General features: G+C 59.8%; 20 protein-coding genes and 1 other RNA gene. 15 read left to right on the top strand and 6 right to left on the bottom strand.

Annotation, left to right across the window (positions count from 1 at the left end):
• Positions 1–152 precede the first annotated feature (152 nt).
• The 6 genes from CHH27_RS11535 to arsH all read left to right on the top strand — a co-directional run bounded on the left by CHH27_RS11535 (position 153) and on the right by arsH (position 4,235).
• On the top strand, positions 153–710 hold the full coding sequence (locus tag CHH27_RS11535) for a TRAP transporter small permease (RefSeq protein ID WP_094071716.1): 558 nt from the start codon (positions 153–155) through the stop codon (positions 708–710).
• Positions 710–2,014 (top strand): TRAP transporter large permease, encoded by a 1,305-nt coding sequence (locus CHH27_RS11530; protein WP_094071715.1) that lies wholly within the window; start codon positions 710–712, stop codon positions 2,012–2,014. The genes CHH27_RS11535 and CHH27_RS11530 overlap by 1 nt, the downstream gene beginning before the upstream one ends.
• 201 nt (positions 2,015–2,215) lie before the next feature.
• Positions 2,216–2,674: a winged helix DNA-binding protein gene (locus CHH27_RS11525; RefSeq protein ID WP_208988948.1), complete on the top strand. Its 459-nt coding sequence runs from the start codon at positions 2,216–2,218 to the stop codon at positions 2,672–2,674.
• 66 nt (positions 2,675–2,740) lie between these two features.
• A complete protein-coding gene (locus CHH27_RS11520; protein WP_094071714.1) occupies positions 2,741–3,079 on the top strand; it encodes a helix-turn-helix transcriptional regulator in 339 nt (112 codons plus the stop codon).
• Between the two features lie 15 nt (positions 3,080–3,094).
• Positions 3,095–3,499, top strand: a complete 405-nt coding sequence (gene arsC / locus CHH27_RS11515) for an arsenate reductase (glutaredoxin) (RefSeq protein ID WP_094071713.1) — start codon at positions 3,095–3,097, stop codon at positions 3,497–3,499.
• Positions 3,492–4,235 (top strand): arsenical resistance protein ArsH, encoded by a 744-nt coding sequence (gene arsH / locus CHH27_RS11510; protein WP_094071712.1) that lies wholly within the window; start codon positions 3,492–3,494, stop codon positions 4,233–4,235. Before arsC ends, arsH begins: the two co-directional genes overlap by 8 nt.
• Before the next feature lie 8 nt (positions 4,236–4,243).
• On the opposite strand, the gene CHH27_RS11505 is transcribed toward arsH, so the two are convergent.
• Positions 4,244–6,439, bottom strand: coding sequence for a bifunctional diguanylate cyclase/phosphodiesterase (locus CHH27_RS11505; RefSeq protein WP_208988828.1), 2,196 nt, complete (start codon positions 6,437–6,439; stop codon positions 4,244–4,246).
• Between the two features lie 266 nt (positions 6,440–6,705).
• Here CHH27_RS11505 and CHH27_RS11500 point away from each other — a divergent pair, with 266 nt between their 5' ends.
• The 3 genes from CHH27_RS11500 to CHH27_RS11490 all read left to right on the top strand — a co-directional run bounded on the left by CHH27_RS11500 (position 6,706) and on the right by CHH27_RS11490 (position 9,209).
• Entirely contained in the window at positions 6,706–7,398 is a 693-nt protein-coding gene (locus tag CHH27_RS11500; protein WP_094071711.1) for a molecular chaperone DjiA, read from the top strand.
• Entirely contained in the window at positions 7,395–8,159 is a 765-nt protein-coding gene (locus CHH27_RS11495) for an N-acetylmuramoyl-L-alanine amidase (protein ID WP_094071710.1), read from the top strand. The genes CHH27_RS11500 and CHH27_RS11495 overlap by 4 nt, the downstream gene beginning before the upstream one ends.
• A 480-nt stretch (positions 8,160–8,639) precedes the next feature.
• A complete protein-coding gene (locus CHH27_RS11490) occupies positions 8,640–9,209 on the top strand; it encodes a lytic transglycosylase domain-containing protein (protein ID WP_208988946.1) in 570 nt (189 codons plus the stop codon).
• A 75-nt stretch (positions 9,210–9,284) separates the two neighbouring features.
• Here the strand turns inward: CHH27_RS11490 and CHH27_RS11485 are convergent, their stop codons facing one another.
• Positions 9,285–9,959: a pyridoxamine 5'-phosphate oxidase family protein gene (locus CHH27_RS11485; protein ID WP_094074685.1), complete on the bottom strand. Its 675-nt coding sequence runs from the start codon at positions 9,957–9,959 to the stop codon at positions 9,285–9,287.
• Between the two features lie 82 nt (positions 9,960–10,041).
• Here CHH27_RS11485 and CHH27_RS11480 point away from each other — a divergent pair, with 82 nt between their 5' ends.
• Positions 10,042–11,520, top strand: a complete 1,479-nt coding sequence (locus CHH27_RS11480; RefSeq protein ID WP_094071708.1) for a PLP-dependent aminotransferase family protein — start codon at positions 10,042–10,044, stop codon at positions 11,518–11,520.
• Positions 11,521–11,549: 29 nt separating this feature from the next.
• Here the strand turns inward: CHH27_RS11480 and CHH27_RS11475 are convergent, their stop codons facing one another.
• Positions 11,550–12,200, bottom strand: coding sequence for a 3-oxoacid CoA-transferase subunit B (locus tag CHH27_RS11475; RefSeq protein WP_094071707.1), 651 nt, complete (start codon positions 12,198–12,200; stop codon positions 11,550–11,552).
• Positions 12,200–12,853: a CoA transferase subunit A gene (locus CHH27_RS11470; RefSeq protein WP_094071706.1), complete on the bottom strand. Its 654-nt coding sequence runs from the start codon at positions 12,851–12,853 to the stop codon at positions 12,200–12,202. The genes CHH27_RS11475 and CHH27_RS11470 overlap by 1 nt, the downstream gene beginning before the upstream one ends.
• Positions 12,854–13,257: 404 nt before the next feature.
• Here CHH27_RS11470 and rnpB point away from each other — a divergent pair.
• An RNA gene (rnpB, locus tag CHH27_RS11465) (RNase P RNA component class A) lies at positions 13,258–13,644 on the top strand.
• A 15-nt stretch (positions 13,645–13,659) separates the two neighbouring features.
• On the opposite strand, the gene CHH27_RS11460 is transcribed toward rnpB, so the two are convergent.
• Positions 13,660–15,147 carry an NAD(P)/FAD-dependent oxidoreductase gene (locus CHH27_RS11460; protein ID WP_094071705.1) on the bottom strand — a complete coding sequence of 496 codons (1,488 nt, stop codon included), beginning with the start codon at positions 15,145–15,147 and terminating at the stop codon, positions 13,660–13,662.
• A gap of 32 nt (positions 15,148–15,179) precedes the next feature.
• Positions 15,180–15,626, bottom strand: a complete 447-nt coding sequence (locus tag CHH27_RS11455) for a cupin domain-containing protein (protein ID WP_094071704.1) — start codon at positions 15,624–15,626, stop codon at positions 15,180–15,182.
• 161 nt (positions 15,627–15,787) lie between these two features.
• Between CHH27_RS11455 and CHH27_RS11450 the strand changes: the two genes are divergently transcribed.
• From CHH27_RS11450 to rsmH, 4 genes are all read left to right on the top strand, one after another.
• Positions 15,788–16,786, top strand: a complete 999-nt coding sequence (locus CHH27_RS11450; RefSeq protein WP_094071703.1) for an AraC family transcriptional regulator — start codon at positions 15,788–15,790, stop codon at positions 16,784–16,786.
• A gap of 196 nt (positions 16,787–16,982) precedes the next feature.
• Complete coding sequence (locus CHH27_RS27940) at positions 16,983–20,030, top strand: hypothetical protein (protein ID WP_094071702.1); 3,048 nt, start codon at positions 16,983–16,985, stop codon at positions 20,028–20,030.
• Between the two features lie 447 nt (positions 20,031–20,477).
• Positions 20,478–20,945: a division/cell wall cluster transcriptional repressor MraZ gene (locus CHH27_RS11440; protein ID WP_094071701.1), complete on the top strand. Its 468-nt coding sequence runs from the start codon at positions 20,478–20,480 to the stop codon at positions 20,943–20,945.
• Positions 20,942–21,982: a 16S rRNA (cytosine(1402)-N(4))-methyltransferase RsmH gene (gene rsmH / locus CHH27_RS11435; RefSeq protein ID WP_094071700.1), complete on the top strand. Its 1,041-nt coding sequence runs from the start codon at positions 20,942–20,944 to the stop codon at positions 21,980–21,982. The genes CHH27_RS11440 and rsmH overlap by 4 nt, the downstream gene beginning before the upstream one ends.

The following is a 21,982-nucleotide window of genomic DNA, read 5'->3' as shown; positions in this document are numbered from 1 at the left end:
GCTCCTTGAAGAGCTTGTCCATCAGGTGCCGGAATTCCGGCAAACGCCCTCGTGGCCTATCGGGAAGTTGCGCCGCCCTGCCGTCAGGCAATTGCGATCCGGTCGAACGATCAACTACAAATTCAACTTGCTCTTACCGGTGGGGGAAGCCGATGCGAAAGGCTTTGAATATTCTCTATCAGATGGCGACGGTCCTGGCCGCGTGTTGTCTGCTTGTCATTGCCACGCTCGTGGCGCTCCAGGTGCTGGGTCGCATCGCCGACTGGGCACTCATTCAACTCGGGCTTGAGCCGCTTCGATTTCAAGTGCCGTCGCTTGCGGAGTTTGCCGGCTTTCTTCTGGTCGGTGCTTCCTTTCTGGCGCTGGCAGGAACGCTTCGCAACAATGACCACATTCGCGTTTCCATGTTGCTTCAGGCCGTGCCGCCAGGCGCTGCGCGGCTGCTCAATATCTGGGTGATCGCGATCGCCTTTGCATTGGCTGCGTTTTTCACCTGGAACGCCGCACTGCTGGCGCTCGACAGCTACACCTATAACGAAACCTCCTACGGTGTCGTTCCCGTTCCGCTGGTTTACCCGCAAAGTGTCATGACACTGGGGTTGCTGGTGTTCAGCATCTCCTTGCTGGATGACCTGATCGTCTCCCTGACAGGCCGGGCTCCGAGTTTTGAAACAGCCGTCAAGGCAGATCTGATTGAGGGGAAAGAATGATGGACCTCTCGATGATCGCATTCTTCCTCGGTCTCGGCATGCTGGCTGCACTTGCCACCGGTATCTGGGTTGCTGTCGCACTGTTTGCCGTCGCGCTTGCCGCCATGATGGCGCTGGTGTCCGTGCCGGCCGGGCCTGTCATGGCCACCACGGTCTGGGGGGCTGCAAACTCCTGGGACCTGACCGCCCTGCCTATGTTCATCTGGATGGGTGAGATCCTGTTCCGTTCGCGCCTGTCGGAGGACATGTTTGCAGGCCTGTCGCCGTGGATGCGCAGCCTGCCGGGCCGTCTTCTGCACGTGAATATTCTCGGTTGTGGCATCTTTGCCGCTGTCTCGGGCTCATCCGCTGCGACCACGGCGACGATCGGGCGAATGTCTCTGCCGGAGCTCAAGCAGCGCGGCTATGACGAGCGCATCGCCATCGGTACGCTGGCCGGGTCAGGTACGCTGGGCCTTCTGATCCCGCCCTCGATCATCCTGATCGTCTATGGTGCGGCCACCGAGCAGTCGATCGCGCGACTTTTCATGGCTGGCGTTCTGCCGGGGGCGATGCTCTGTGTGCTGTTCATGGGCTACGTTGCCATCTGGGCTCTGTTGAACCGGTCGAAAATGCCCGTGCAAGAAGAGGCTATGCCCTTCGGGGAGAAGTTGCGCGCAACCCTGCGTCTGTTGCCGGTCATTGGCCTGATTGTCGGCATTATCGGCTCCATTTATGCCGGGCTTGCTTCTCCGACCGAAGCTGCGGCAATCGGTGTGATGTTGTCCCTGCTGCTGTCCTGGTTCAGTGGCACGCTCAATCGGAAAAGCTTTTCCGAAGCGCTCATGGGGGCAACGCGCACATCCTGCATGATCGCGTTCATCCTGGCCGGGGCCGCCTTCCTGACGGTTGCCATGGGCTATACCGGTATCCCGCGTGAGCTGGCCGCCTGGATCGGCGCCATGAACCTGTCGCCCTATGCGCTCCTGATCGCCCTGACACTGTTTTTCGTGGTGCTTGGCTGCTTCCTGGACGGCATTTCGGTTGTGGTGCTGACCACTTCTGTGATCCTGCCGATGGTAGAGCAGGCCGGCATGGACCTGATCTGGTTCGGCATCTACCTGGTTCTGGTCGTGGAAATGAGCCAGATCACACCGCCGGTGGGCTTCAACCTGTTCGTCCTTCAAGGCATGACCGGGCACAACATCTTCAAGGTCGCCAAGATGGCCCTGCCGTTTTTCCTGCTGATGATCGTGGCCGTCGTGCTGATTGTCGCGTTCCCGGGATTGGCGCTGTGGCTCCCGGAAGCAATGCAGGGACGCTAGCGCGGCTTGCGTTCTGCTCCAGGGCGCACTAAGGCGTCTTAACTTGAAAAACAAACCGGCACATGCAATCCAAACGGGCTGCATGTGCCGGATGCTTTTGATCAATCGTTCTGGAGACTGGATGTGACGGACAAGACAGAAAAAAACGCCGAGCTGCCCATCGGCCCGGTGGTGTCCGCCGCCCATCTGGCTTCCGGCGCCATGCCGGCGCTCTCGGAAATCGAATTCGCCGTCACGATGATGGTAAATGCCTACCACCGCTGGATGGTCCGCTGCATGGCGGCAAGTGGCTCTGAAGGTCTTGGTCCGCTCGATGTTCTGGTCTTGCACTCCGTTAACCACCGGGGACGGGCAAAGACGCTCTCCGATATCTGCCTCGTGCTCAATATCGAAGACACCCACACGGTCACCTATGCCTTGAAGAAGCTTGAGAAGGCTGGACTCATCGCCTCCGGGCGCCGAGGCAAGGAAAAAACCGCTGAAATCACAAGCGAAGGTGAAAAGGCCTGCCTGGAATACCGGCGGCTGCGCGAGGCGCTGTTGGTGGAGCCGATGAAAGCACTTGGGCTCGATGAAACCGAGCTCTCACGACTGGCCGCAACGCTGCGCCTCGTTTCCGGTAACTACGATCAGGCTGCAAGAGCTGCTGCTGCCATGTGATTGCTGAATTGCTGCGGGGCAGCATTTTTGCGTTGATTGCTACAAAATTTCTTGTAGGGTCGAAATATGAAAGATCAGGAAGCGATAGCGGCGCTGGGCGCCCTTGCTCAGGAAGACCGGTTGTCTGCCTTTCGGTTGCTGATAACGGAAGGCCGGAACGGACTGCCCTCGGGTGCGATTGCCGAAAAGCTGGACATACAGCCGACCCGGATGTCGTTTCATCTGACGACGCTGGAGCGAGCCGGTCTGCTGACGGCCCGAAGAGAGGGCAGGCATGTTCATTATGCGGTCGACTATGACCGGATGCGGTTGCTTCTGAGCTTTCTGATGGAGGATTGCTGCGGCAACAATCCTGCCATTTGCGGCTTCACACCCGACGATTTTTCCGTGCCTGCGGGCCAATGACGAGACCCTAAATCCATGACGATCAAGATCTATCACAATCCCAAATGCGGAACCTCCCGCAACACTCTGGAAATGATCCGAAAATCCGGTGAGGAACCTCAGGTCATCGAGTATTTGAAGACGCCGCCGAGCCGGGACGACCTCGTTGACCTGATCGGCCGCATGGAGATTTCCGTTCGGGATCTCCTGCGGCAGAAAGGCACCCCATATGAAGAGTTGGGGCTTGGCGAAGACAAATGGAGCGACGATCAGCTGGTCGACTTCATGATGGAGCATCCCATCCTGATCAACCGACCGATTGTCGTTTCCGAAAAAGGCGTCCGGCTTTGTCGTCCGTCCGAAAAGGTCCTGGATCTGCTGGAGGCCGACATCGGCTCCTTCACGAAGGAAGACGGTGAGGTGGTCACCTCGAATGGCTGAGACCGGAATGGATGTGACTGCGCTCGACAACGTGTCTGTCGAAGATCTTCGGCCAATCTCGGAAGACAGGCTGTTCGCGCCGGACGGATTGGGTCATCCGCCTCGTATCCTGCTGTTGTATGGATCCTTGAGAGAGCGATCCTACAGCCGGTTTCTGGCTCAGGAGGCACAGCGTCTCCTGGAAGCCTACGGGGCGGAAACCCGGATCTACGACCCCTCCGGGCTGCCGCTGCCCGACGATGCGGAAACGGACCATCCGAAGGTCGCCGAATTGCGGGAGCTCTGCGCCTGGTCGGAAGGGCAGATCTGGTGTTCGCCGGAACGCCACGGCGCCATGACGGGTGTGATGAAATCGCAGATCGACTGGATTCCTCTCAGCGTCGGTGCGATCCGGCCGACCCAGGGCAAGACCCTTGCCCTGATGCAGGTGTCCGGCGGGTCGCAATCCTTCAATGCGGTCAATCAGATGCGTGTTCTTGGGCGATGGATGCGCATGGTCACCGTTCCGAACCAGTCTTCCGTGCCGAAGGCCTACCAGGAATTTGACGACAATGGCCGCATGAAACCATCTGCCCTCTACGACCGTGTGGTGGATGTGGTGGAAGAGTTCATGAAGTTCACGCTGCTCGTGCGAGGACGGTCCGACTATCTGGTCGACCGGTATTCCGAGCGGAAGGCAGAACGGGAAAAGCGGTTGGCGGCCGAAGCGTCAATGCGCGAGGCGGTCGGCCAATAGGCAGTGTGTCAACCGGTCGACTTGAGCGGGAGTGGTGGCACGTCCTGATGCTGCGGCTTCTTCGAAGACACGCGCCGGGCCGGGACCACCTTTGCCCCTTGGGCCAGCTTTGGGGAAAGCTTGATCTTGGGTGATGCGACCGCCGCTTTGCGATCCTGCTGCTGATGTTGTTGCGGAAACCAGCGCCCTCCGGACGTGTTCTGCGGGAAGATGGGGTAAGCGGCTTCGTGTTTGGCAACGGTGTCGGGTTTGCCGAACATGTAGCCCTGAACCAGATCACAGCCTGCTGCGCTCAGCAGGATCGTCTGGGATTCGGTTTCCACGCCTTCAGCCGTGATCGTGACATCCAGGGAGCGGCCGAGACCGACGATCGAGGTCACGATGGCGTCCGTGCTGGCATCCTTGCCCAGGTTCTGAATGAAGGCCTTGTCGATCTTGATCTTGTCGAAGGGGAACAGGCTCAGGTAACTGAGCGAGGAATATCCTGTGCCGAAATCGTCCATGGCGATCGAAACGCCCATGTCACGGATTTGTCGAAGCGTTTCAATCACGGCATCCGTGTTGGAGATCAGCAGGCTTTCCGTGATCTCGATCTCCAATCGCCGCGGGTCCAGTCTGGAATTCTGCAGAGCCTGGGCGACCCGCTTCTGCGTTTCTCCGGCAATGAACTGGGCCGGAGACACATTGACGGCGACGCGGCGGGTGCGGTCGGACCAGAGCGCGGCTTCCTGGCAGGCGTGATTGAGAACCCAGGTGCCGATTTCCTCGATCAGGCCGGTGTCCTCTGCGATTGGGATGAAGATGTCGGGCCGGATCATCCCCTTGGTCGGGTGCTCCCAGCGGATTAGCGCTTCAAATCCCTTCAGGGTGCCGTCCTTCAACGCATATTGCGGTTGATACAGCAGTTTGAACTGGTCGAACTTCAACGCCTTGACCAGGCCTTCCTCTACTTCCTTGCGCTTCTGGGCCTCTGCATCAAGGCCGGGCGTATACCAGGAAAAGGTGGACCGGCCGCTGTGTTTCGCCCGATAGAGCGCAAGGTCGGCGCAGTGCAGCAACCTCGACGCGCGCCATGAGCCGTCAGTGGCTCTGGCAAGCCCGATGGACAGCGAGATCTTGATGTCCTTGCCGTCGATGGAACAGGGGGCTTCGGTTGCCGAAATCATATCGGCGGCAAGGCGGGTCATCCGGCCGGGGTCGGAAATGGAGGTCAGCATTACCGCAAACTCGTCGCCGGACAGGCGGGCGACAAGATGGTTGCCGAAGACTGCCTTCAGTCGTTCGCCGACGATCTGAAGGAAGACATCTCCGATACCGTGTCCGTAGGTGTCGTTGATTTCCTTGAACTTGTCGACATCGATCAGCATCACGCCGATATTGGAGGCCTTTGCCTGGGCCAGACGCAAGGCTTCCGTGAGCCGGGCGTTGAAGACCGCCCGGTTCGGGAGGCCTGTCAGCGTGTCGTGGTGCGCCAGGAACTGAATGTCGCGGTTGGTCCGCACCTGATCATAAAATCGCATCCACAGGAGAATGCCGGCAAAGACGAAAGATGCCAGACACAGGCCGCCGATTGCAGCACTGATCGACCAGATGAGAGGCGTCAGGTTCTTCAACATGTCGTTCTGCGTCACCAGCAGCAGCAGTCCCGGGTCGTTGGGACCGGCATTCTGGGGACGGTAGGTGATGAGAGCGTTTTGTCCGAATTTTCCCTGCCAGGTCATGTCGGGCAGGGCGACGATTTCCTTCTTCGACTTGAAGGCCTTGTTCACCAGTCCGAGGGTGGAGGGCGACCGCAACAGCTCAAATCTGTGCCAGGGAACGTCCGCTGGATTGGTGAAGCGTCCGGCGTTGTCTGCGGTAGCGGGATAGACCAGAGCTGCGTCGACCACAGATGAATTGCCGTTTTCCTGGTGAGACAGTGCCTTGAGTGAAGCAAGTTCTGCAGCAGGGATGCGCGATTGTGGGCCCTGTTGAGGGGAAAGCCGCAATCCCGGCGGTGCAGGGGCGGCCTGTTGCGCGGCAATAGCTGACAGGATTTCGCCAATCGACTTGTCTTGCGGAAGAAATGCCTGTTCAAGCCCTCTGACGACAAGCCAATGAGTCAACAGACGGTTGCTCGCGTAGACGCCCAGCGCCAGTGTCAGCACCAGCGACATGGAGACGAAAAAAATAACAATGTTGCTTCTTACGATGGGAGCTGCCATCCCCTGAGGCACCATTTTGCGAACAAGTGACTGACAAGACTATGCTCAATTCCTTTAACCATCATGAATCGCTTTTCCGCAGACTTCTGCGCTGAATTCGGGGTCGCGCGACCGGCTGCCGCCTTGCGGCGAATTCGTCCACACCTGTTGGGCGATCTGGTCAAACACCGACTGTGCCGATAAGACTGGAGTGAGAAGTTGATTCATTTCCAACTGAAGAGGCCAGCTGGCCTGCATATTGTCTACCGCCCAGCAGGAGCTGATGAGTGAGTGTCTGGAGCAATCTCGGGGCGATTGTAAGTTCGATCGGGACCGGTGGCGTTCAAATCGTCGACCGTTTGGTGCAGCTGGTTCTTGCGCGTCCCGAAGGCACAAGCAGCGTCGGTTTCACGGTGGCGATGATTGCGTTGTCTGCAAAGATGGCCAAGGCGGATGGTGTCGTGACCACGGACGAGATCATTGCGTTTCGTGAATTGTTCGATGTACCGCCCGGTGAAGAACGCAACGTGACCCGTCTTTTCAATCTGGCGCAGGAGGACATTGCCGGGTTCGAGGTGTATGCCAAGAAGCTGGCGGACCTGTTTCCCTATGACCGGAAGACCTTGCTGGATATACTTGATGGGCTTTTTCACATTGCGAAAGCTGACGGCGTCGTCCACGAAAGCGAAATAGGCTACCTTTCCAAGGTGGCTGAGACCTTCGGCATCGATGATCGTGAGTTTTCGAAGATTCTCGCCCGACATGTGCGCAAGGACGGAAATCCTTACGATGTGCTTGGTCTTGGGCCGGAAGCAAGTGATGCGGATCTGAAAGCTCACTACCGGCGTGAGGTGCAGGAGACCCACCCGGACCGGCTGATCGCAAGGGGGGTTCCGGAAGAGTTCGTACGGATCGCGAACGACCGTCTTGCCGCATTGAATGAAGCCTGGGCAAAGATCTGCGCGGAAAGAGGTCTATGAGCGTTGCGACTGACACCGGTGTAAAAGCAAGAATTCATCCGTCCCCCAATCATGGCCAGCGGGCGCAAGGCGCCCCGATCGACATGGTGGTGGTTCACTACACGGGCATGGAGACGGCCGAAGAGGCCTTGCAGCGCCTGTGTGATCCACGAGCAGAAGTGTCCGCGCATTACTTCGTCAACGAAGACGGCTCCATTTTGCAATGTGTCCCGGAATCGCGCCGTGCCTGGCATTCCGGGCGCAGCTTCTGGAAGGGGGAAAGCGACATCAATTCCAGGTCAATCGGTGTCGAGATCGTCAACCCGGGACACGAGTTCGGCTACAGGGCCTTCCCGGACGCACAGATTGAGGCGGTCATCTCCTTGCTGCGCGATGTCTGCCAACGCCACGGTATTCATCCTTGGATGGTTCTGGCCCATTCCGATATTGCTCCCGACCGGAAGGAAGATCCGGGTGAACTTTTCCCGTGGGACCGGCTTGCAGAAGCCGGAATCGGGCTTTGGGTGCCTCCTTTCCCGCTTGGAGCGGGCGTTCTGATGCAGGAAGGCGATGTTGGCCAACCGGTCGAAGCAGTGCAGTCGATGCTGGCGCTCTACGGCTATGAAATCGACATCAATGGCAAGTTCGACGAAAGGACGCGGCAGGTGGTGACTGCCTTCCAGCGGCACTTCCGGCAGGAGAAAGTCGATGGCGTCGTCGACGAATCCACCATTGAAACGTTGAACACGCTCCTCCGAAAACTTCCGACCCTGGCGACCTGAGACTTTTTCCCTGCGCCGGTCTCCTCTGTTTTGCATGCCGAGTTGCGCTTCAAGCGAAGGGGACCAGAGTGCCAATTTGCCTCCCGCACTGCAGCAAAATTCGATTGAAATTGTCAGGAGGCGTCACAGTCTTTCTTTAGATCGCCAAAGTCCCGACATGGCGCTTGCGCACTTTCGCCACAAAGCACAGAAACTGACATGTTTTGGTATGAAATTCTCGTAATGTTCTGAAATAAACTGAAATAATTCGTGATTGGATGGCGCCCATTTTCGTCCCACTGCTCCGGCATTTCTCCGCCCCGAATTCAACGCAACGAAAACCAAAAAGGGCTGGACTGAATGTTACGGTCATTCTCGAAACTGACTGGGGCGCTTTGCCTTTTCGCCTATGCTACCACGCTTGCCGCACCGACGGTGATGGCCGCCGGATCGGGCTCCGACCCGATCCTGCATGTGATCGATCCTGAGAAACAGGCGAAGATGACGGAGCTGAAAGAAGCTGTGGGCTCCGGATCCAAGCCGATCCTGCATGTGATCGACTCTGAGACCAAGGAAAAGCCGGCAGCCAAGACGAAAGCTGCATCGTCGAAGCAAAAGACCACTCCGAAGAAATCCCGCACGGCGCGCAAATCTTCCAGCAAGAAGAGTACCAGCACGGCGTCCAAGGGTATCACCAAGGACAAATACGCCACGCTGATCCGCAAGGCGGCAGCCAAGCATGGCGTTCCGGTCAAGATCGCCAAGGCGGTGGTCGAGGTTGAAAGCAACTTCAATCCGCGCGCACGCGGCAGCGCCGGTGAAGTCGGCCTGATGCAGATCAAGCCGGCAACAGCTCGTGGTATCGGCTATCGCGGTTCCACCAAGGCGCTCTATGATCCGGAAACCAATCTGGAATGGGGCATGAAGTATCTCGCTGGCGCGCATCAAAGGGCTGGTGGCGATCTCTGCGGCACGATCCTGCGCTACAACGCCGGTCACTACGCCAAGCGCATGAACCCGATCAGCCGCCGTTACTGCTCCAAGGTGAAGCGGATCCTGGCGTCAAGCTAACAGGGCGGTCCGTCGTGGGCACGAGAACCCCGCTGGTTTTCCAGCGGGGTTTTTTGTTGTTCTTGAACCGGCAGGTCAGGCGAACTTCTTGCGAGCAGCCGGGACGGAAGCCGGTACCTTGGTCTCGGCTGGAACATCGCCAGCGGCAAGGGGCTGGCCGATGGCCGTTACAACGGGAACAACACCCGCCCAGATGTCTGTGCCGAGGTCCTCCTTGTCATCCACCGGTCCGCCGGTGCGCACCTTGGTGCTGACGTGTTCGATGTCGAGCACAAGCACGCCGGTTGCCTTGAGTTCCTGAGACGTCATCTCACGGCACTCGTCCCATCGTCCCGGAAGCAGGTGATCAGTGATGGCGGCAAGCGCTGAGACCTGTTCCTCCCGGTCTTCCACCAGTCGCGCCGTCCCATGGACGATGGCGCAGCGGTAGTTGACCGAATGATGGAAGCCGGACCGGGCAACAACGATGCCGTCAATCAGGGTTACCTCCAGGCTTGCGGGCACGCCGCCGCCATTGGCCTTGATGATTCGGGTCGTGCTGGCACCGTGGATATAAAGCTTGTCACCGATACGGGCATAGGCCATCGGAATGACCATCGGCCGGTCTTCATGAATAAAGCCGACATGGGCGACCATGCCCTTGTCGAGAATGTCAAACGCAAGGTCCCGGTCATAGCTGCCCCGGTTCATCTGGCGGATTTTTGCGTAGCGCGGCAGATCTTTGCCCTGCCGCTTGTCCAGTGAGGACATGGATGCCTCCAAGTGATGTGTCGTCTTGTGTTTTGCTGTGTGCGCGATAAATTGGTTCTTTAAAAGATCCGGTTTAGAGAAAATGGCAGAACCAGTTTTACCCGAAGGGATACTTACGCTTGATCGCACCGATCCTGTGCCGCTGGCGGAGCAGATTTATCGCTGCTTCCGTGAGGCCGTGCGTGCCGGGCACCTGACCGCTGGAACGAGGTTGCCATCGACGCGCCGTCTGGCGGCCTCGCTGAAGGTTGCCCGGAACACCGTCAACACGGCTTACGAGCTTCTCAAGGCGGAAGGTGTGATCAACATTCGAGGCGGAGCCGCGCCCAGGATCTCGGCCGAATTGCCGCCAGAGGGGGCGGCGGGGGAAATCGTGACGGCAACGGCCGCGCCGGCGCTGTCAACGCGGGGCAAACTGCTTTCTGAAAACCTGCGCGCAGAGGGCTGGTTTCGTCAACCAGGCGCTCTTCAGCCCGGCGCCCCTGCTCTTGACAGTTTTCCGTTCGAGGACTGGGCAAGATGCCTGCGTCGTGCCGCCAGGCTCGAACGAAGCTCCGATCTTCATTACCAGAATTTCTGTGGTGTCGAGGCCCTCAAGCAGCAACTGGTCAGGCATCTCGCGGCCGAACGGGGGGTGAGGGCGGAGCCGGAACAGATCCTGATTACCAGCACGATGCAGGCGAGCCTGTCTCTTCTGGCGCAGGTGCTGACCGATCCTGGAGATACCGTGTGGCTTGAGGAGCCGGGCTACCTTGGGGCCCGTACGGCGTTTCATGGGGCGGGTCTTGTCATTCGGCCCTTGCCGACGGATCGTGACGGTGCGGACGCCTCGAAGGTCACGTCCGGAGCGCCGGTTCCGAAACTGATCTATGTCACGCCGTCTCATCAATATCCGCTGGGTGTCAGAATGCCGCTTGCGCGTCGGCTTTCCCTGATACAGGCCGCGGAAGACGCCGGTGCGGTGATCCTGGAAGATGACTATGACAGTGAGTTCCTGTTCTCCGGCCGGCCCGTTGCGGCGCTTCACGGGCTCGCACCGGAAGGCCGGGTGATCTATCTCGGCACCTTTGCAAAGAGCCTGTTACCAGGTCTCCGGGTTGCCTATTGCGTCGTTCCAAAGGGCCTGACGGAGCCACTTCAACAGTTGATGCGCAACATGGGGTGCGCGGCCAATGTCCAGGCCCAGGCGGCGCTCGCCTGGTTCATGGACAGCGGCGCCTATCGCAAGCACTTGAAGCAGATCCGGGAGCTCTATCAAGAGCGGGGCAATCTGCTGGTCGAGGTTCTGCAGCGCCGCCTCGGCAATCGGCTCGAAGTTGCGCCACCAACCGGCAATGTTCAGGTCGCTGTCCTGTTCCGGGAACAGGTGGACGATATCGGGATCGCTCTGGCCATGCAGGAGCGCGGCTTTGCCGTCTCGGCGCTGAGCAACTGTTACATGGAAGCACCCCGCAAAAGCGGCCTCATCATCGGTTTTGCCGGTGCGACACGGGACCAGATCGATCAGGGAGCGGATGCCCTTGCCAGTCTGCTAGAGCAATTTCCGACCAAATTGCTCTAGAGGAGCCAAGAACGGCCAACTGAAGCGGATCAAAGACGCATTCTTGGCACGTCGCCCCGCACGATCAGGTTCGCATCGGTTGCTGAAATCACGTCATCCACACTGGTGTTTGGTCCGATTTCCTTCAGGACAAGACCGTCATCCGTCGGTTCAATGACGGCCATTTCCGTGACGATCAGGCTGATGCGGCGCTGGGCGGTCAGCGGCAGCGTGCATTCCTTCAGGATCTTCGGTTTGCCTTTGGCTTTGTGAACCATGGCCACGATCACGTGTTTGGCCCCTGCAACAAGATCCATGGCACCGCCCATGCCCGGCACCATCTTGCCCGGGATCATCCAGTTGGCCAGATAGCCGCGCTCATCGACCTGTAGACCGCCGAGCACGGTCATGTCGAGATGGCCGCCCCTGATCAGGCCAAAGCTCATGGCGCTGTCGATGGAGGCAGCTCCCGGAACTGCGGTGACAAACCCGCCTCCGGCATCGGTCAGGTCCGGGTCCTCCATGCCTTCCGGCGGCCGGGCGCCGAGACCGATCACGCCATTCTCCGCCTGGAAGAAGACATGCACGTCGTTTGGCAGGTAGCTGGCCACCATCGAGGGCAGGCCTATGCCGAGATTGACCAACGTGTTGGAGGCGATTTCCTGCGCCACGCGACGGGCGATGATTTCCTTTGCATCCATCAGGCAGCCCTTTCCAGAAGGTGATCGACCAGAATGCCGGGGGTCTTGACGCTGTCGGGCGAGATAACGCCGACAGGCACGATCATGTGCGGCTCGGCAATCACCGTCTTGCCGGCGAGGGCCATGATCGGATTGAAGTTATGCGCCGTCAGCGAGTATTCCAGATTGCCGACATAGTCGGCGCGATAGGCTGCGAGTAGGGCAAAATCACCGTGAATGGGTGTTTCAAGAAGAAATTCCTTGCCGTCCACGACGATCTTGTCCTTGCCGTCTTCAACAAGGGTTCCAAGGCCTGTCGGCGTCAGGATGCCGCCGAGGCCGACGCCTGCAGCCCGGATCCGCTCCACCAGTGTGCCCTGCGGTACCAGGTCCACGTCGATCTCGCCCGAGATCATTTTCTGCTGGGTTTCCGGGTTGAGGCCGATATGGGATGCAATCACCTTCGAGACGCATCCGGCCGTGATCAGCTTGCCGATGCCACGGCCCGGCATTGCCGTGTCATTGGCCACCACTGTCAGGTCCCTGACACCCTTTTCCACGAGGGCGTCGATCAGCCGATGGGGCGAGCCCACGCCCATGAACCCGCCAATCAGCAGAACGGCCCTGTCGGGAATGAGTTCCGCGGCCTCTTGTATTTTCGTCGCCTCTTTCATGCCAGCGCTCCCCGGGTTGCAACCAAGTCCGGGGACGTTAAACGCTGATCGACGTCAGTTAAATGAAGATTGTGCGAAGCCGTGATACTACGCAGTCTTGGCCGCGTCGGCGAAGCTCCCAGCTGACCGGGGCATCGCGGCTGCAGGACGCTGTTTGATGCAAAGTCGGCTGGGGCCACTATCTTGTCTACCTCTGTGCCAGTCCTGGTCATGGCATTCAGATTCAGGATCGTGGGCGGGAAGAAGTCAGGCTGGGCCGGGTTTCCTGGCTTCGTGCGCTTCACCGCTTCTGGCCGGACCTGGCCTGCCTCCTTTTGAAAGCGTCACAAGTTTCAAGGGAAAGACCGGCAGAGCAAGGCCCGGTCGCTTGACCTTGCCGGAAAACGCACTTAAGTCCGCAGGCGCCAGTCGGCCGGACAGCCGCTGCCGCAAGTGCCGAAAGGCCGCGGGGGAGGAAAGTCCGGGCTCCATGGGAACACGGTGCCGGGTAACGCCCGGCGAGGGCGACCTTAGGGAAAGTGCCACAGAAAGCAAACCGCCCTGGCGTGCCGGGGTAAGGGTGAAAGGGTGGGGTAAGAGCCCACCGCGCAACTGGCAACAGCGGCGGCATGGTAAACCCCACCGGGAGCAAGACCGAATAGGGACAGCACGGCCTTCGGGCCAGGCCGGTTTCCAGGCCCGCTGTCCGGGTTGGTTGCGTGAGGCGTCTGGCGACAGACGCCCCAGATGAATGGCTGTCACGTCCGTGAAAGCGGGCCATACAGAACCCGGCTTACAGGCCGGCTGGCTTTTTTTCCTGGCGTCTGTCAGGCAACCGAATAGCTCGGTGCGCTTTTCAGAAAGCCGCCATAGGCATCCGCATTCGGATAGGAGAATTGTTCTGCAAGCGGATTGCCTCGCTTGCGTTTGGCCGCGCCCATGTCGGCCAGCAATTCGTCGAAATGCCGGAAATGAAACGGCGCTGAACAGAGCCCTCCGTAAACCTTCGCTGCCGGCCGTTCCTTTCGGCGCCAGACCAGCATCTCATCGATACTGTGCCGCATCTCCGCGTCGCTCGGCTGGTTGGCAAGCTGACCATCGGCATAGCGCACCAGCCAATTGGCAATCATCTCGGCCGAGAGCACCGTGCAGAAGCTGGAATTGAAGCCGACGAACCCCATGTCCGGCAGATCCGGATTGACCGAGAGCCGATAGACCCGGTACTGGCCGTCAGCCTCGACCAGCTTGTCGCGGTATTGCTGCGCCAGATAGGGGATGCCGAGTTTCCAGCCGACCGCGAGGACGGACAGATCGCAGGGGATCTTTTCCCCCGTCGACAGAACCACGTGCCCCGGCTCATAGGTCGTAAACGTCCCGCGCACCGGGCGGATGGTTCCGCTTTCAAATCCTTCAAACAGGCCCGGCGTGACGATCGGCAGCGAGCATGACGCGTCCTTCTCGATCGGGATATCAGGCACCATGTCCCATTTCTTCAAGTTGAGCTGGAACTTCAACAGCGTTTCCAACCCGCGGAAATTCGCCCAGATCAGCGGTTTGAAGGCCGTGAACACGGCTTTGGCTGCTGCCGAGCGCCCCCAGCTGTTGAATTGCTGTTCCTGGGCCCGCATGTAGAGAAGCCGCTTGAAATTGATGCCGCCGACAAAATAGGGCACGCGCCACACGGGTTCGCGATAGACCATCGTGACCGATTTCGCGCCGTTTTTCGACGCATTGACAACAAGGTCGGTCGCCGACTTGGAGCCGCCGAGCACCACCACGTGTTTGCCGCGGGCAAGCTCGGGATCGGTGTATTCCGAACTGTGCATGACCTGGCCGCCGGAAACCTCGAAATCCGCCTGGCCCGGATGGGTGAGGACGTTCTTGTCGGAGAACTGCCCCGTGCAGATTGCGACGAAGTCGACATCCTCCGTCCAGCTCTTGCCGGCAGCCTCCAGCGTCAGACGCCATCCCGGTTTGCCGTCGGGTCGCCGATCCATGGAGGCGACATTGGTGTTGAGACGGAACAGGCGGGCCAGATCGTGTTTCCTGGCATAGGCGTGCAGATAGGCGTGAACCTGTGGCCCCTTCGGCCATTCCGGATAGTCTTCCGGCATCGGAAGGTCGGTAAACCTGTAGAGGTCCTTGGGTGACTGGGTCTGCACGTCCGGATAGGAGCGGGACAGCTCCCAGACCCCGCCGAAATCGTGGCTGCGTTCGATGCCAAGCACCCTGTGGCCGCGTTCGTCGAAAGCCTTTGCGGCCGCAAGTCCGCTCACGCCGCCGCCGATCACGGCGACAGTCTTGCGTTTCGTCATTCTCGATGTCCTCCTGCCTGTGTCTTGCGCGATCAGACCTGGTCGGGCGGTGGCAGGAAATCAACTTCGTGCAGAGCAGAAAGACGCACGAGTTCGGCCGGATCGGTGACACCGTCCAGAGCGCCGAAGAGATCAAAGAGCTTGCGCGTCGGCGCAACGCCGAAGACGCAAGTCGCCGTCTTGCCGGACCGGTTGAAAATTCCGTGCGCCTCACCCATCGGCATGCGCACGGTGTCGCCAGGCCCAGCCTTGTGAACGGCGCCGCCCATTTCCACTTCCAGCTCACCGTCCAGCATGACGATCCACTCGTCCTGCGTCGGGTGAATGTGAGGCGGTACGAAGGTTTCCGCCGGAATGACGGCGTGCCAGATAAAGGCGTTGTTGCTCAGAACCTTCGGTGTGTAGGTGTGACCGACCACGTTCCAGCTGATCGTGTCGAGGCCCGCATTGGCTGCGGTAATGCCTGCTCCGTTGTGCATTTTGTTCCCCTCATGCTTTTCGGATGACCGGGAAAGGCTAAGCTTGCGAGGCGCGAAAGTTTTATCCGGAAAACGAAATTACTTGGCCATCTGCTCTGAAATGCCGCATTGCACGGCGGCATTCGCTTGCCTGCCGACGCGGCAAGCGGCATGATTTTGCCATGGCAGCTGACGCATATCTCAAACGGCCGCTTGACCGGTTTCGCAGCTTCGAGACGAAGGATGTCGACGAGGCGCGGCAGATTGTCGGCCGCCATTTCTGCAGCCACAGACTGGATCGGGCCTCTGCCTCCGGCCGCTTCGATGCCTGCCAGAACCGGTTGGCCGGACAGCATCTGTCTCTCAACTACATCCGGTATGGCGCTGACGTGAGTATCGAACCGGGGGAGCTCACCGACTTCTATCTGATCCAGGTTCCACTCCGTGGGAGCGCCGATATCTCGAACGGCCGGCAGTCCCTTGTGTCGACACCAAAACTGGCGAGCGTCCTCAACCCGGACCGCCACACGACAATGCGCTGGCACGCGGGGTGCGAACAAATCCTGCTGCAGATAGATCGCGCATTCTTGCATGCCGTTGCCGAGAAAATGGCCGGGCTTCCACTGGCCCGGATAAGGTTTGCTGCCGGGCTCGATCTGGCAAGGACGGATGTTGCCGCGTGGAGCCGCTGCTTTCGCGGCCTGGTACAGGCGGTGGAAGCCGGTGAAGCCTTTGACAGCGGGGATCAGCGTCGCCAGCGGCTGCTGGAAGAAGCGCTGGTTGGCTCTCTGCTGGCGTGTCAGGCGAACACCGCGTCGTCCTTGCTGGAGAGACGGGAGAGCGGTGCAGCACCGGCCATCCTGAAGCGCGCCCGGACCTTCATTCAGGAGCGGTTCCGGGACGAGATCGGCCTGCTCGACATCAGCGCCCATGCCGGGACTACGCCGCGCAACTTGCAGATCCTGTTCAAACGCGAATACGGGACAGGGCCGGTTCAGCAGTTGCACGACACGCGCCTGGCCTATGCGCGCCATTTGCTGCTGGCGGACGCGGACAGTCTTTCGATTGCCGAAATCGCGGAGGCCTCGGGGCACCGCCACTTCGGCCGGTTTTCCGTCGGCTACAAGAAGCGTTTCGGCGAATCTCCGAGAGACACGCGCAGCGCTAGACTGTTCAGCTGAAACTCTATGGTTGTTTCGGGATGAAAACACGATTTCACGTGTTTTGTCTGGTCGCTTTTGCAGGTGCGAAGTAAATCGGGCGAAAATCGGTCAGCTCGCCACAGTAATACCTTGAACTTTTAATGTTTTGTCCATTTTTCTGCACCTCGGTCTGCCTAGCCTTGTCTTGTTCTACTCAAAACAGGCGGGATGAAAAATGGAAGGAACATTCGAGGATTTCTTGGCCGCATTGCTGGCCTTTGAATCGGGGTGGGATCGCGACCGGTACAACGCCGGCGTCATCCAGGACTGGCAGCTGGACCAGTGGGCTGGCGGCCCGGTCCAGGATCATTTCCCGGGCTACTCGAGCTGGTCGCAGCTGAGTGATGCCGAGTGGGAGACAATGGCCTACCAGTCGATGAATTCACTTGGCTTTGTCGGTTTCCAGTTCGGCGAGGCATTGCTGATTGATCTTGGCTATTACGATGCGACCACATTCTATGGCAATGGCGCGTCAACCAACACATGGCAGGGCACCTGGACGGGCAAGAACGGTGTCAACTCGCTCGAAGACTTCATGACCAAGGAGGCGCAAACCGTCGCGATCCAGGAAGCCTTCGGTTACAACCTTCAGGTTCTTGAAGGACAGTTGGCCGGCAGCGGTCAGTCGCTGAGCGATTTCATCGGTCAGACGGCAAGCTACACCCAGAACGGCCAGACGGTGACAGTGGAACTGACGCTGACCGGCATTCTGGCAGCAGCACACCTGCGTGGTGCCTGGGGTACGGCGACCCTGTTACAGAACGGTGCCGTCAGTACGGATGAATACGGCACGTCGATCCTGCAATATATCGATCAGTTCGGCGGCTACGACGCCCCGTCGATCGCCGACCAGATTGCCTTTTATGAGGATCGCCTGACGGGTGACGAGGGGCTTGGCACTCCGGGAGATGGCGACACGCCGGATACGGGAGACACAGGAGGCGATGGTGGCAACGGTTCGGCCGGTGTCGGTGAAAACGACGCTGATGTGGTGATCACCTGGTCCTGGGGTCAGGATGAGGTGGTCAACGGCTTTAATCCGGCAACGGATACGATCTTCATCGACTGGATCGGCGCTGCGGACCTGAACGTCACCCAAACCACTGCGGGTGTCGTCTTTGCGGTTCCGTCCAACAATCAGACCACGACGCTGGCCGGCGTTCAGCTGTCCGATCTGAGCGATGCCAATTTCACCATCCTGGACACGGGAACCGCAGCCAAGGTGCTGGCACTGGTTGGCGATGGATCATCGACACCGGACACGCCCGATGAGCCTGATACTCCGGATGAGCCGGATACGCCCGACGAACCGGACACACCTGATGAGCCGGACGAGCCTGATACGCCGGACACGCCGGACACGCCGGACACACCGCCGGTAACGCCCGACAGCTGGAACGGAACGGCCGGTGTCACGGCGGCAACTGCCACCGTGGTGATCACCTGGGCCTGGGGCACCAACCGCACCATCACGGATTTTGACCCGGCCAGCGACACGATCTTCATCGACTGGTTCGGGCCGGAAGCGATCGATGTGGCGGACGTGAACGGCGACACGGTCTTCACGATGGCGTCCAACAATCAGACGCTGACCCTGGCAGGCATCTCGCTAAGTGAGCTGTCACCGGCAAACTTCACCATTCAGAGCACGGCCACCGGCCAGGAAATCCTCAGTCTGGTCGGTTCGGGCGGCACCGATCCCGATCAACCGGATGAGCCGGATAATCCCGACACACCGGATACGCCCGACACACCCGACGGGCCGCAGATGATCATGATTATGCCGGACAGTCCCTCGCGCGTGATCACGGACTTCAATCCGGCAACAGACATGCTGCATCTGGAAGCGGGCGTGATTGCCGAGCGGCTCGAATTCGCGGACTACCCGGAGACGATTGCCGATGTCGCCGCTGGACTGACCGTCCGGGTTCTGACGGCAACCGGCGAGATTGCCAGTGAGACCGTTCTGGTTGGCATCGATGCGTCGGACTTGTCGATGAACAACTTCATGGTCGCAGAAGAATCCGCACTCAACGAGGTGGCAACGCTTCTGGGGACGGCCGTGGTGACCCCGGATACCGGCGGGTTTGATGTTATCTACGACAATGACGGTTCCAATCCACCGGTGCCGTCAGGCGCCAGTGATCTGGGCGGCGTCAAATGGTCGGCCGAATTTGGCGCGGACGATATTATCGGGTTCAATCCGGCGGCTGACGAGATCGATTTCGGCAATGCGTCCGTGCATGGTCTGATCCTGACGATGACGCCGAATGGCGAGCCGGTGATCGACAATCCCTGGGGACCGGACATGCAGATCCTGCAAGGTGTCCAGCTGTCCGACCTCTCGATCGAGAATTTCGGCGTTGTCGGCAACGAACATCTGCGCCAGGATCTCGGGGGCATCCTCTCCTGGGAGAAGGGCATCGGGCCACGCGACGCGGACACGGTCTATATCCGGTCTCACGAATACGGAGCTTTTCAGGTGATCGACGGATTTGATCCGGCGACGCAGAAGATCAGCTTCCTCTATTTCGGAACGCGGGAGCGGTTGAGTGTCGAGGATACCTCCGAAGGCATGGTGATCAGTTCGCTGCCGAGCGGGCAGGGCTTCCTGTTCACCGGTGTGTCCAAATCGGACCTGATCGCCGGCAATCTGGAGTTCCATTTCGACCAGGTGATGGAAGACAATCTGGAAGCACCTTTCGGGATCGACCAGAACGACGTCTCGCTGGTGTCGCGTGAGGCCCTTCTGACGCCTGAAGCGCCTCCGGGAGAGACCACCGACGGCCACCAGGTGCGGGAAGGGACAGGTGTCTCGCCTGATCCGGATCAACCGGACACACCCGATACGCCCGACACGCCGGACGAGCCCGTGGTGCCGCCGTCGACATCCGACGACATCGTGCTGGGTGCAGGGGCCGAGACCGTTCAGGTCACCTGGGACTGGGGGCGCATGTTTGCGGTCCAGAACTTCAACCCGGCCGAGGACATTCTAGACTTCGGTAGCCTGGCGGCCTCCGACGTGACCCTGGAGGAAGTCGGCGCAGACCTGCTGATCACCGTTGAGAACAACGGTGGTCACGGGTACCTGCTGGAAGGTCTGCAGGCGGAAGACCTGTCGATTGCAAACCTGACCGCGGCAAACTGGAATTCCGTCGTCACGGATAATGGCGGCATCGCCGACCAGCTTGCGTCGCTCGGCAATGCAGATCTGCTGATGTAAGTCATCCGGGTAGCCGGTTGCAGAAAACGAAACGCCGCGCCACAGCGCGGCGTTTCCCGTTCTCCACAAGTCTTTGCAACTAGGCACATTTTGCCGCCTTTAGGGTGGCTGAAATCGAAAACCTCCGTATTCCTGCGAATCCGATTCTTCATTTGTGTCAAGGCTTCATTAAGCATGTTCGACGTAAGGTCGTTCGACGGGGTCGTGTGCGATCAAATCGAGCTGGAATCCATGAGATTCCATTGACCGCCCATGAAATCCCATGGTATCCCATAGATACCCAGAAAGGGGAGCGCGGGCCCATTTCAGTAGGGCTTGGGACATCGGTTTAACGGCTCGGCAAGAGCTGTCTTTGCAAATTGCATGTCCCGGCGAGTTGCCGGCCTTTCCTTCGTTCTAGGGTGTTTCGGGGATTTGAACGGGTGAGAACCCGTTTCGAGGGGATTGATGGCCGGCTTTGTTTCTCACTTCACCAACCGGCTGGATGCCAAGGGTCGCGTGTCGATCCCGGCGCCCTTCCGTGCGGTTCTGGCGAGAGATGGTTTTGACGGTCTTTATTGCATTGCTTCTCCTCATTGCGCCGCGGTTGATGCAGGCGGCAATGACCTGCTGGCCGAGATCAACAAGCGCTCGGAAGCCTTTGCAAAGCTCTCCCCGGATCATGATGCCCTCGCGGTTGCCCTTTTCGGCGCCAGCGAAAATCCCAGGATCGATGGAGATGGCCGCATGACCATTTCCGACATGATCCGCGATCACACCGGGCTCACCGACCAGGTCACCTTTGTCGGCATGAACTACAAGTTCCAGATCTGGGAGCCGGAAAAGTTTCGCGAGTATCGCGCAGAGGCCCAAAAGCGTGCGCTCGCGATGTTGTCGGGGCAGCTCCCCGCACCCTCTCAGGGAGAGCCGGTATGATGGCGCTCGGCGACAGAGATGCTGTTTCTGCCGCAGGCGGACCCGAGCGCCATGTGCCGGTTCTCCTGAACGAGGTGCTGGAGTGGCTGGCTCCGCAGCCGGGCAAAGTGGTTGTCGACGGGACCTTCGGCGCCGGCGGCTATTCGCGTGCGCTGCTGGCACGCGGCGCAAAGGTGGTCGGGATCGACCGGGACCCTGATGCCATTGCCGGTGGCCAGGAGCTGGTGCGTGAGGCGGATGGCGATCTGATCCTTGTGCCCGGGCAATTTGCAGACCTGGAACAACATGCTCGCGCAAGCGGCTTTGATGGTGTCGACGGCGTCGTGCTGGACCTCGGCGTCTCCTCCATGCAGCTCGACGAGGCCGAGCGCGGCTTCTCGTTCCTGCGCGACGGGCCGCTCGACATGCGTATGGAGCAGGCCGGGCCGTCGGCTGCTGACGTTGTCAACGAGCTGCCCGTCCGGGACCTGATCCGGGTGATCGGCCTTCTGGGCGAAGAAAAACGTGCTACCAGTGTTGCGCACGCAATTGACCGCGCGCGGCAGGAAAAGCCCTTTGAGGGCACGCTGGAACTGGCAAACCTGATCGAGAAGGTGCTGGGCCGATCTCCCAAGAAGGCGCAGATCCATCCGGCAACCCGCACATTCCAGGCGCTCCGGATCTACGTCAACGGCGAGCTGCATCAGGCTGCGGAGGCGCTCGGGGCTGCCGAGCGCATCCTGAAGCCGGGTGGCCGTCTGGTCCTGGTGAGCTTTCACTCTCTGGAAGACCGGATCGTCAAGCGGTTCTTGCAGGACCGTACAAAGACCCGTGGCGGCGGGTCTCGTCATATGCCGGAGGCAGAGGTTCCGCCGGCGACTTTTGAAATGCTGACGCGCAAGGCGGTCGAAGCGGCGGCCGGGGAAACGGATGTCAATCCGCGTGCGCGCTCCGCGAAACTTCGGGCCGGGCGGCGGACCGAGGCGCCGGCACGCGATCTCGATATCCACGAGGCCGGCGTGCCGCGGCTTGCGGCGTTTCACGGGCTAGGGGGCTGA

Source organism: Labrenzia sp. VG12 (assembly GCF_002237595.1).
GTDB lineage: Bacteria > Pseudomonadota > Alphaproteobacteria > Rhizobiales > Stappiaceae > Roseibium.
The sequence above is the reverse complement of the archived record's forward strand: the minus strand, read 5'-3'. Positions and strand labels throughout refer to the sequence as shown.

What these genes read in the sequence shown, in the direction of transcription:
- CHH27_RS11505 (WP_208988828.1), bottom strand. Translation starts at nt 6,439, where the DNA reads ATGGCAGCTCCCATCGTAAGAAGCAACATTGTTATTTTTTTCGTCTCC.
- CHH27_RS11460 (WP_094071705.1), bottom strand. Translation starts at nt 15,147, where the DNA reads ATGACGAAACGCAAGACTGTCGCCGTGATCGGCGGCGGCGTGAGCGGA.
- CHH27_RS11440 (WP_094071701.1), top strand. Translation starts at nt 20,478, where the DNA reads ATGGCCGGCTTTGTTTCTCACTTCACCAACCGGCTGGATGCCAAGGGT.
- arsH (WP_094071712.1), top strand. Translation starts at nt 3,492, where the DNA reads ATGGCTGAGACCGGAATGGATGTGACTGCGCTCGACAACGTGTCTGTC.
- CHH27_RS11480 (WP_094071708.1), top strand. Translation starts at nt 10,042, where the DNA reads ATGGCAGAACCAGTTTTACCCGAAGGGATACTTACGCTTGATCGCACC.
- CHH27_RS11495 (WP_094071710.1), top strand. Translation starts at nt 7,395, where the DNA reads ATGAGCGTTGCGACTGACACCGGTGTAAAAGCAAGAATTCATCCGTCC.
- CHH27_RS11470 (WP_094071706.1), bottom strand. Translation starts at nt 12,853, where the DNA reads ATGAAAGAGGCGACGAAAATACAAGAGGCCGCGGAACTCATTCCCGAC.
- CHH27_RS11490 (WP_208988946.1), top strand. Translation starts at nt 8,640, where the DNA reads ATGACGGAGCTGAAAGAAGCTGTGGGCTCCGGATCCAAGCCGATCCTG.
- CHH27_RS11535 (WP_094071716.1), top strand. Translation starts at nt 153, where the DNA reads ATGCGAAAGGCTTTGAATATTCTCTATCAGATGGCGACGGTCCTGGCC.
- CHH27_RS11520 (WP_094071714.1), top strand. Translation starts at nt 2,741, where the DNA reads ATGAAAGATCAGGAAGCGATAGCGGCGCTGGGCGCCCTTGCTCAGGAA.
- CHH27_RS11485 (WP_094074685.1), bottom strand. Translation starts at nt 9,959, where the DNA reads ATGTCCTCACTGGACAAGCGGCAGGGCAAAGATCTGCCGCGCTACGCA.
- CHH27_RS11475 (WP_094071707.1), bottom strand. Translation starts at nt 12,200, where the DNA reads ATGGATGCAAAGGAAATCATCGCCCGTCGCGTGGCGCAGGAAATCGCC.
- CHH27_RS27940 (WP_094071702.1), top strand. Translation starts at nt 16,983, where the DNA reads ATGGAAGGAACATTCGAGGATTTCTTGGCCGCATTGCTGGCCTTTGAA.
- CHH27_RS11525 (WP_208988948.1), top strand. Translation starts at nt 2,216, where the DNA reads ATGCCGGCGCTCTCGGAAATCGAATTCGCCGTCACGATGATGGTAAAT.
- CHH27_RS11450 (WP_094071703.1), top strand. Translation starts at nt 15,788, where the DNA reads ATGGCAGCTGACGCATATCTCAAACGGCCGCTTGACCGGTTTCGCAGC.
- CHH27_RS11530 (WP_094071715.1), top strand. Translation starts at nt 710, where the DNA reads ATGGACCTCTCGATGATCGCATTCTTCCTCGGTCTCGGCATGCTGGCT.
- rsmH (WP_094071700.1), top strand. Translation starts at nt 20,942, where the DNA reads ATGATGGCGCTCGGCGACAGAGATGCTGTTTCTGCCGCAGGCGGACCC.
- arsC (WP_094071713.1), top strand. Translation starts at nt 3,095, where the DNA reads ATGACGATCAAGATCTATCACAATCCCAAATGCGGAACCTCCCGCAAC.
- CHH27_RS11455 (WP_094071704.1), bottom strand. Translation starts at nt 15,626, where the DNA reads ATGCACAACGGAGCAGGCATTACCGCAGCCAATGCGGGCCTCGACACG.